Source organism: Pseudoalteromonas sp. McH1-7, assembly GCF_013366255.1.
Lineage (GTDB): Bacteria > Pseudomonadota > Gammaproteobacteria > Enterobacterales > Alteromonadaceae > Pseudoalteromonas > Pseudoalteromonas peptidolytica.
This window is the reverse complement of sequence record NZ_JABWPQ010000018.1, coordinates 118,902-128,430: the sequence shown is the minus strand read 5'-3', so window position 1 is coordinate 128,430 and position 9,529 is coordinate 118,902. Positions and strand designations below refer to the sequence as shown.

The following is a 9,529-nucleotide window of genomic DNA, read 5'->3' as shown; positions in this document are numbered from 1 at the left end:
GCCTCATGATTCACTTGGCGATATGACACCAATTGGTTATCTTGAAGCTGCATAAAATTCTACGAAAGCGCTGTACTAAATTGGGTGGAGTTACAACTCCACCCAATTTTGGGCAGCAGTTATTCGTAGAATTAATGAACCGCTTGCGTTAATTATTTGGGCGTTACAATTGCTCTGCTTTTTTGTGTTTAGACATGTTCAGCTCCAAATTGAGATCAGAGCTGTACTTTATAAGTCGAGCGTATTCAGTCGCTAGGTGGGGTTTAGGCGACGTTTACATTACAATTGCCTATTTTATAAATTTAAACAAAAGTGATGGTAGTTGTAACAATGACAAAAATTAATTCTTTGTGGCTGTTACAACTACCATGTTGTTTAATCTTTCATAGATTGAATTGCGAATTTCTCCAAAATTATAGATGACGGATGATTTGCTAAAGATACTAATTGGTTAACAAGAGCGATAGGTATAATTGAGTTTTCATACATATCGCACTTTAACCTATCTACTGCATTTAAAATTTCATCTAAGTTTGCAAAAGAACTCTTGTTTAGTGACTTTATTTCGTCACAACTTTCAATTGGTATTGTTAATACCCATGTTCGGTCTGACTTACTTCGATATATCAACTTACCACTGTAGTATGATGTCGAAGCATATGGTTTCATTTTAGCCAGCTCCGCTTTCGTGGTAGGCCCCGGAAGAATATGCTTATAAATATAATCATTAAAGAGTGGTAGTGCTTGTCCTTGTTCTAAGCAAGCATTTTCACCTGAAGTGATTTGCTCTGCATGTTCAACGAATGAACCAGACTTTTCAATTCCCACTAATTTAAGAGAATGTTCTTTTACATAAAGATTACAAAGTTCTCTCATATCTTTATGAAGCTTTGCTGTCTGTCCAAAAAAACCTAAAGGACCATCTTTAATAAATAAAAAACGTTTCAAGAATGAGGGCTTTTTAGTGACTATTTCTTTTATACAGTGAACAATAATTATATGTTCAATCACGTTAGTTAAATACCCAAGAATACCACTCGCCCCCAACTCCTCATCGACAACTTCGTGAAATCTGAATAAGTCTACGAGATTAAACAGCTCTCCATCAACGTTGAAGAAACCTTGTCCATCAACGTTTGACTTTTGGACTACAGTATCGTTATAAGATTGATCATTTCTATTTGGCAAACTGCCAAATTTGATTTCTTCTAAAGACTCGTCATGGTCGATGCTTTTTCTCTTAAAGTCATGGAAAACAAGCCATTTAAGAGTTTCCATGTACGTTTTTCCATCTCGTTCTTGATTAAAAAATTCGATTATAGGAGTACGAATAGAGTCAATCATTGACATGGAATCAAGTGAAGTGGCTTTAGTTGGTATTGCTAGTTTAAAGCGCTCTAACTTCTTAAACTTTTCCATTTCATCAGGATGAATAAATGGAGCGCTACTTAAATTCTCTAAATCCTGTAAGCTAAATTTTAGCCCTCCGAACTGAAAGAATGCGACTTTAGAACTCGGGTAATTTTTCTTAACCTCAACCTCAGTATAGCCACCGTCAACAGTTACAATCGTTGAGAGAGTACGAGACCCACCTTCCAGAACTTCAAAAGAATGATCTCTCACATCGTTAGTGGCTTCTTCATTTGTAGATGGAAACTTGCAACGCTTCATCAATTCTTGAACAAACGGATCATTTATTACATGAGTGTGCTGTGACTTCCCTGCCCACTGAAAAGGTCGATTTCCTTTAGCATCATAGCTCATTACATCCCCTTATTAGCTAAAAAGCGGTCAATCTGCACTGGAACAATAAAAGGGTTTGTATATGTTTTCATTCTCACAAAACCTTTGTCATTTGTAGCTGAGAAACGAACAAGTGATTGAGTAAAGTCTTTAAAGTCATAATACTTTTCTAGCTCTTTAGTTTCATCAATATTATTCAAATGTGCGATAAACCAGTTTTGTGTATTCTTCAGTATGTTTGAGCTAATTGAACTTACTTCTTGGGTTGCATAGATCATCCCTAAATGCAGCTTAGCACCTTCCTTCGCAATGCGGTTATATATTTGACTTAGATCCTTGTCATCCTTTTTAGGGAAGAGATTATGCGCTTCTTCAAAATAAAACTGAATAAAGTTATTTGGCAGGTTTTTAATAAACCTATCCATTGCAATGTTAAAAGTTGATCTACATATTTTTTCAGAAAATAAGCGTTGTACAACAGGCTCGCCTTGCGAAAGATCCACGATCACAATTTTTCCATCTTGTAAAAATTTTGGAATCTCGCTTTCAAATGACTCATCCATACTCGTTGTATGAAGAGCAAGTAATTGTTTCACTCTAAGCTTCTTGTAGCCACTTACTTGGGTTTTCTTACCGGGCGATTTATAAGTGCTTAAGAAAACCATCATTGATTTGAGGTCGTCATTGGCCCACTCGTAACCTTTCTTGTTTACGTAACCTTTTATGAACTCACTCTCATCATACTGCTCCCAAACTTTTTCAAACCACGTACAAGCTTCCTCAAGAGAGATACCTTTACTTGGATCTATAGTCCCACCTTCAATAATAGCTGAATTCAGCTCTGACGCGCCTTTGAACCGTACATTTTCACCCGTAGGTTTAAATCCAGCACGGTATAAGCAACACTTATAGGCAGCAATAAGTCTGTTATATCTAGTCCAATCAGAACCGTGTGGATTGGTACTCTCTGGTGGTTCAAAACTTACAGCTGTGAAATTATTAACGTAATCCCCGCCTATCGACTGTTCCTGTAAATAACTTGAAATAAGGCTAAAACCACTCTCGATATCTTTGAAGAAGTTTACTTTCATGACTTTAAAGTCATTGCCTTTTTCTAAAACACTATACCTAACAACTTTTTCTTTGTATAAATCATAGATAGCAGTCCCTGAATCTTGCCTGTTCGCGTTAGCATATTCACCATTGATGTCAAAGATAATCTGTCCAACAGGAAAAGAAGGGCTACCAGACTGGTCAAATTCAAGTGTTTCAGGTGGAGCTGAAAGCAGAGGTATTAGTGCTTTTTGGGAGATTTCTTCAGTGGCTTCAATAACTTTCTTTACGGTATTTGATTTACCTGTTCTTGTCATACCGAACATAGCTGAGCGTTTGCCTAGAAAGTCTTTTGGATTTACCCAAACTTTTACAGTTTCTTCTTGAGCTTGATGCCTTCTGCTAGACGAGTACCTCACACTACCTATTTTAAAGTCTGACTTTTGCCCAGCAATACCATCGTCATCTCTTTGATTTACTATAAACTCTAGTACATCACCTGTAGCTTTATAAACGCTGTAGTTATTGGCTGAATAAAAGTTTTCTAAATCTGCTCCAAATTCTATCTTGCCATTTTCTCCACGGTAAAATACCCCCAGTACTCGGCACTCTAAACCAGAAAAGCTAAACTCATATCGTGTAAACTCGTCTAACTTACCTTTTTTCTCACTTCCTGCTCTACCCGAAATATCCAAATTATCTTTGTAATACTCGATCATCGATGTAATGACATCATTATCTGTAGGCAACTTTGTCTGAGATAAGGCCCTTAGTAAGACTGCTTCTTCAACCCCGTCTTCACCATCATAAAACGCTAATAAGAAAGCTCCCGCAGGTATTCCTTTTACATCAGCTTTCCAAGCGTCACACACCAAAAGTCTTGATATGTCATATGACAGATAAAACGGACGACCAATAAAACTCTCTTTTCGTTTACCTTCTATTAATAAATCAGTAATTAAAGAAGCACTTACATCCATATTATTTCCTTGTTAATTCTGGGTCATTAAATCTTATTTTTGATTGCTCAGCATATTTTTCACTAGCTTCAATAGCTAACCATTGTCTATTTTTTAATTCTGCACAATACCCTGAAGTGTTACTTCCACCAAAGGGATCAAATACAATATCATGTTCATCAGTCAGAAAATCAATGAAAAAATTGACAATTCCTTTATTCATTCTTGCAGGGTGAGGCTTTAAACCCTTTTCCTTACATTGCCTAATGAAAAAATCATTCGAAGATACATTCGAAAATGAGAGCACATTATGAGGTAGGCGAACCTCACGTTTTTCATCAATTGGTTCCAGTTCAAAAAAGTTATGTGAGATACTACCGCCATGATCTTTAAGAAAACTTTTTTCACTAATTTTATGCTCTGAAGGGCGATTGCCAGCATTGTAGCTTTGTCGCTCAAGTAACTTCTTCATACTCTTGCTATAGGGTCGCAACACTTTACTATTATCAGCTTTTGGATAATCGCTTTTTGCAAGCCACCAAATATGGGTATAGCTATCTACTGTTCTCCACCTATTTACAGTAACCCATTGAGCAGGAGAAGGAAGTTTTGCAGGGTTGTAGCAAATAAACTCTTGAATTAACCTAAGATCAGAGCCTTCTTGTTTCGTCATTTCAAAAAGGCACTCAAGATGCAAAGTAGATTGAACAGGCCGCTCTGGTTCCCAAGCATTACCTATCTCAATTACCAGTGATCCATCATCAGCTAAAAGTTCATTAAAAATAGGTGTTAATTTTTTAAACCACTCTTTATAAGCTTCCCCAACTTCATTACCATACTTTTTCTTATTATTAAGTGGGAACGGTGGAGAAGTAACAATTAAATTAACTTTACCCGCATACTTTTTAATTTTTTCAGAAGTCATCGCTTCTAAAGAGTCACCAAGATAAAGTTTGCCTAGCTCTGTTTTATAATAAAGCTTCATATATTAAATTTAATACCCTATATTCTGAAGCGACATCAAATCATGTCCGTCTTTAAACCAGCAGATTTTAATCGGTTAGTGAGATTTCGCATTTTGGAAAACTCTGTTCCAAAACTTTCCTTTAACCCTACACCTGCACAAAATTCCTTTGCGGTAATTGTTTTCAAATCATCTGCGTACTTAATCATTTGGAGGTGCAATTCTAGTGTGAATTGATTTCTAGGTGCTTTCTCTAGCTCTTCCTTGATTTTTTCGAAGATTATTTGTTCATTCATGATAATGACATTATCTAATTTATATATTCTAGCTAAATTATATAAATTATATAAGCACGTCAATGGTACAAATGATGAGTTTCTATTTTTAAATGAATAGAGTCTGTTCGAACAATTAAAAATGTGTTCGCTCGAATTATGTCTTGTCAATTAAACCGCTTGTCCACACGCCCAGCCACAGCTCCACGCATATTGAAAATTGTATCCTCCGAGCCAACCAGTAACATCGGTGACTTCGCCGATAAAGTACAGACCCTTTTGTTTTTTAGCTTCGAAGGTTTTGGAGCTGAGTTCGTCAGTATCGACACCACCAAGTGTGACTTCTGCTGTGCGATAGCCTTCGGTGCCATTTGGTTTGATTTTCCAGCTGGTTAGGATTCTAGTTAAGGTTTCAATTTCTGTATGGCTGAGTTGGTTGGCATTTTTATCCACAATGCTGCCATCGCTGATCAGCGCTTCTATAAAGCGCTTCGGTAAGATGGTCGACAGCAGATTTTTTAAGTGCTTTTGACCTTGTTCACTACGCCACTCATGAAGCAGTGCTTGGACGTCTAAATCAGGAAGTAAGTTAATACTCACAAACTCTCCGGCACGCCAAAATGAGCTGATCTGCAAAATTGCTGGGCCAGATAGTCCTCTGTGAGTAAAGAGAATATTCTCTCTAAACTGAACACCGCTTTCACTGGTCACTACGCTATCAATACTGATCCCAGAGAGACCATCAAAACGTGCTTTATCGTGATCGTGAAGTGTAAAAGGTACGAGAGCAGCCATAGTGGGCAAAACAGCTAGACCAAATTGCTGCGCTATTTTATAGCCGATAGGAGTTGCGCCCAGTTTTGGCATTGTTAAGCCACCTGCTGCGACCACCACCGACTCACAATTAAAGGTTTGTGTTGTGGTTTTGACTACATAGCGGCCGTCGGCTTGATGCTCAACCGCAATGACTTCTTGACGTAAATGGAGTGAAACGCCCGCCCAATCACACTCAGTAAGCAGGATATCAACGATGTCTTGTGCGCTATTATCGCAAAACAACTGCCCAAGTGTTTTATGATGATATGCAAGGCCATGACGGTCTACCAACTCAATAAAGTCATGTTGGGTATAGCGACTCAGACATGATTTTACAAAGTGTGGGTTTTTACACAGATAATTGGCTGGAGAGGCATTCTCATTAGTAAAATTACATCGGCCACCGCCACTTATCAAAATCTTGCGACCAGGCTTCTTACCCATATCAACCACAGCAACTTGTCGCCCTCGATACCCAGCCTGCGCAGCGCACATTAACCCCGCAGCACCAGCACCGATCACAACTACATCTGTTTGTTGCATAACTTCACTCAACCCTATTTTTAAAACCTTGTAGCTTATACCAGCTCTCTTAATTAATACCTTTCTAGCAGTCAGTTGTAGCGCCAAAACAACCCCCCCTAACTGGAGCAGATATTAAGTCAACATGGTATCACTACTTACTGCTAACACTTAACGCACAAAGTAAACGTTTAACCAAAAACAAATTATACCGAGTTCCACACAACAAGCACAGTATGGATGAGCACCACTTGGTTGCAATTTGTTCAATGTTAATAATGTACCTAAAAAAGTCCATATCGCAGTGCTGTGATTACGAATAAGAGACTTAATATTGCCAAAAAAACCATACTTTAAAACTAAAAATAATCAATTTCAGTCCCTTCATAAGGCACATTTAGTTAAAACAACCCTTCCGTTTACACTCATTTACAATGTAACTGAAATTTATTCACACTCACATAAAAATGAAAAATAAGCACTAAAAACAACACGCTAAGAATTTTTTATAGCCATTTATCCATCTATATATAACTAAATAATTAGTGCAAATAACAAAACAGCGCTTTCTTTTTTTTAGATAGGCGTTTAATTTCACTGACCATCAGCTTTCTGTTAACAGCTGAACAACAAGTTAGAAACTAGGGAAACATTATGACAATCAATAAAAACTTTAAGCGCGCAACACTTAGCGTTGCTGTCGCTGCGCTATTTAGCGCATCAGCAGCTACCGCAGCACCAGCTATTCAAAACGATACAGCACTTGCAGCTACCGCACAGAAGCTCTCATCTCAGAACACACTTGGCACTCAATTTATTATTAAATATAAAGATGCTAGTTCACAAATGATGGGACTTGCAGCGGAGGATCTGCAACCAACAAAAATGCAACAACGTGCAGAAAGCTTTGTAAAAGGTTTTAAAAGTAACAAAGCGAGTGCCAAAGCTCACTATGTCCGTCCTATGGCATTGAGTAACCACCATGTAATGCGTGCAGACAAAAAGCTATCAGCTAAAGAAGCACAGGTATTTATGAGTGAAGTTATGGCGTCTGGCAACGTTGAATATATTGAAATCGATCAGATGTTGAAACCATTCGCAACACCTAACGACCCTCGTTATAGCGACCAATGGCATTATTTTGAAGCTGCTGCGGGGATCAATGCTCCAGCGGCTTGGGATAAAGCGACAGGACAAGGGGTTGTAGTCGCGGTGCTTGATACAGGTTACCGACCGCACCTTGACTTAGACGCAAATATTTTGCCGGGCTATGACATGATCTCAGACACGTTTGTTGCGAATGATGGCGGTGCTCGTGACAACGATGCTCGCGATCCAGGTGATGCCGTAACACGTGGTGAATGTGGTACCGATTCTACAGGTCAGCCAGTTCCTCGTGCCGATCAAGACTCAAGCTGGCACGGCACGCACGTAGCGGGGACTGTTGCAGCGGTATCAAATAACGGCGAAGGTGTTGCCGGTGTTGCTTACGACGCAAAGGTAGTACCTGTTCGTGTGCTTGGTAAATGTGGTGGTTTAACCTCAGACATCGCTGACGGTATTATTTGGGCTTCTGGCGGTTCAGTGTCTGGAATTCCAGCAAATGCAAATCCCGCTGACGTGATTAATATGAGTCTAGGTGGTGGTGGCGCTTGTAGTGCAACAACACAAAACGCAATCAACCAAGCCCGTAATAATGGTACTGTGATTGTCATTGCAGCTGGTAACGACAACGATAATTCAGCTAACTATAACCCTGGTAACTGTAACGGCGTGGTAAACGTAGCGTCAGTCGGCCGAGATGGTGGTCGTGCTTACTACTCTAACTATGGTACAAACATTGATGTCGCAGCACCTGGTGGTGCGCAAAGTTTTGCCAACGACCCTGAAGGTATCTTATCTACGCATAACTCAGGCTCTGGTGCACCTTCTGCAGACAGCTATCATTACTCACAAGGTACCTCAATGGCTGCTCCGCACGTTGCAGGTGTCGCTGCACTGATCAAACAAGCAAAGCCTTCTGCGACTCCAGATGAAGTAGAAGCAATCTTGAAAAATACCACGCGTAACTTTGCTGGTAGCTGCTCAAACTGTGGAACCGGTGTTGTGGATGCAGCAGCAGCAGTTAACGAAGCACTAGGTGGCGATGTAACACCACCAACAAGCAATGTGCTTGAAGATGGTGTAGCAAAAACAGGATTGAGCGGAAGCGCAAGCAGTAGCCAATACTTCACTTTCGAGGTACCAGCAGACAAAACTAATGTGACTTTCACAATGAGCGGTGGCACAGGTGATGCAGATCTCTATGTGAAATTAGGAAGTCAGCCAACTACAGCAAGTTATGATTGTCGCCCTTATGAAAGTGGCAATGCAGAGACCTGTAGTTTTGATGCCCCACAAGCTGGAACTTATCATGTAATGATCAACGGCTATCAAGCCTATTCAGGTGTTAGCTTAGTCGCGACTACCTCAGGTTCAAGCACAGGCACTCCGCAAGCCGGTGGTGGTACTATCGAAGATGTATCAGCATCAAGCGGCCAATGGGTACACTACACAATTGAAGTACCAGAAGGCATGAGCGATTTTACTGTAAAAACGTTTGGCGGTTCAGGCGATGCTGACTTGTTTGTTAAGTTTGGCGCTCGCCCAACCACGACAAGCTATGACTGCCGTCCATATGAAAGTGGAAATACTGAAACGTGTGTTATCACCAACCCACAAGCTGGTACGTGGCACTTAAGCATTAATGCTTATCGTACCTTCTCAGGTTTAACACTAGACGCACAGTACAAACCATAAAGAAACATGCAGTAGGCTCAAGATGAGCCTTCTTCCCCCATGCAAAGGCCGTACTCGGCCTTTTTTAATGAGTAACCCGGACTGCGGATAATTAATACCAATTTGCTTAATTAAGTGGTCTATTTTGAGGCGAGAAAATCTTGTCGATAACTAGGCAAAAATTTTGCTATTTAGTTGTTCTAAATGAGAAATTTTTAACGCTGTTAGCGTCAGATTTACTCCTTCAAATTGAGCAAGTATTAAGTCAAATTGGTATAATACCTTTCTAGCAGCCAGTTTTAGCGCTAACTGCGTTGAATTCACTTCCAATAGCCAGTTATTGATACACAGATTTGCCTTGTATCAAGAGATCACTTCTGGCTAGACAAGGTAAAAAATCAAGCTCTGCTTTAACAACA

General features: G+C 39.7%; 6 protein-coding genes. 1 reads left to right on the top strand and 5 read right to left on the bottom strand.

All coding sequences use genetic code 11. The annotated features are described in order from the left end of the window. Window positions 1–375 precede the first annotated feature (375 nt). The 5 genes from HUZ36_RS13920 to HUZ36_RS13900 all read right to left on the bottom strand — a co-directional run bounded on the left by HUZ36_RS13920 (window position 376) and on the right by HUZ36_RS13900 (window position 6,353). Window positions 376–1,764: a hypothetical protein gene (locus HUZ36_RS13920; protein ID WP_176033165.1), complete on the bottom strand. Its 1,389-nt coding sequence runs from the start codon at window positions 1,762–1,764 to the stop codon at window positions 376–378. Further along, complete coding sequence (locus HUZ36_RS13915) at window positions 1,764–3,776, bottom strand: ATP-binding protein (protein ID WP_176033164.1); 2,013 nt, start codon at window positions 3,774–3,776, stop codon at window positions 1,764–1,766. Before HUZ36_RS13915 ends, HUZ36_RS13920 begins: the two co-directional genes overlap by 1 nt. Before the next feature lies 1 nt (window position 3,777). Beyond that, complete coding sequence (locus HUZ36_RS13910) at window positions 3,778–4,740, bottom strand: DNA-methyltransferase (protein WP_176033163.1); 963 nt, start codon at window positions 4,738–4,740, stop codon at window positions 3,778–3,780. A gap of 35 nt (window positions 4,741–4,775) precedes the next feature. Continuing rightward, a complete protein-coding gene (locus tag HUZ36_RS13905) occupies window positions 4,776–5,015 on the bottom strand; it encodes an HTH-like domain-containing protein (protein WP_176033162.1) in 240 nt (79 codons plus the stop codon). 150 nt (window positions 5,016–5,165) lie between these two features. Then, on the bottom strand, window positions 5,166–6,353 hold the full coding sequence (locus HUZ36_RS13900) for an NAD(P)/FAD-dependent oxidoreductase (RefSeq protein ID WP_176033161.1): 1,188 nt from the start codon (window positions 6,351–6,353) through the stop codon (window positions 5,166–5,168). Between the two features lie 633 nt (window positions 6,354–6,986). Between HUZ36_RS13900 and HUZ36_RS13895 the strand changes: the two genes are divergently transcribed. Beyond that, a complete protein-coding gene (locus HUZ36_RS13895; protein WP_128730708.1) occupies window positions 6,987–9,131 on the top strand; it encodes a S8 family peptidase in 2,145 nt (714 codons plus the stop codon). The last annotated feature ends 398 nt before the right edge of the window (window positions 9,132–9,529 follow it).

Coding starts and splice junctions, on each gene's coding strand:
- HUZ36_RS13920 (WP_176033165.1), bottom strand. CDS start 1,764: ATGAGCTATGATGCTAAAGGAAATCGACCTTTTCAGTGGGCAGGGAAG.
- HUZ36_RS13915 (WP_176033164.1), bottom strand. CDS start 3,776: ATGGATGTAAGTGCTTCTTTAATTACTGATTTATTAATAGAAGGTAAA.
- HUZ36_RS13910 (WP_176033163.1), bottom strand. CDS start 4,740: ATGAAGCTTTATTATAAAACAGAGCTAGGCAAACTTTATCTTGGTGAC.
- HUZ36_RS13905 (WP_176033162.1), bottom strand. CDS start 5,015: ATGAATGAACAAATAATCTTCGAAAAAATCAAGGAAGAGCTAGAGAAA.
- HUZ36_RS13900 (WP_176033161.1), bottom strand. CDS start 6,353: ATGCAACAAACAGATGTAGTTGTGATCGGTGCTGGTGCTGCGGGGTTA.
- HUZ36_RS13895 (WP_128730708.1), top strand. CDS start 6,987: ATGACAATCAATAAAAACTTTAAGCGCGCAACACTTAGCGTTGCTGTC.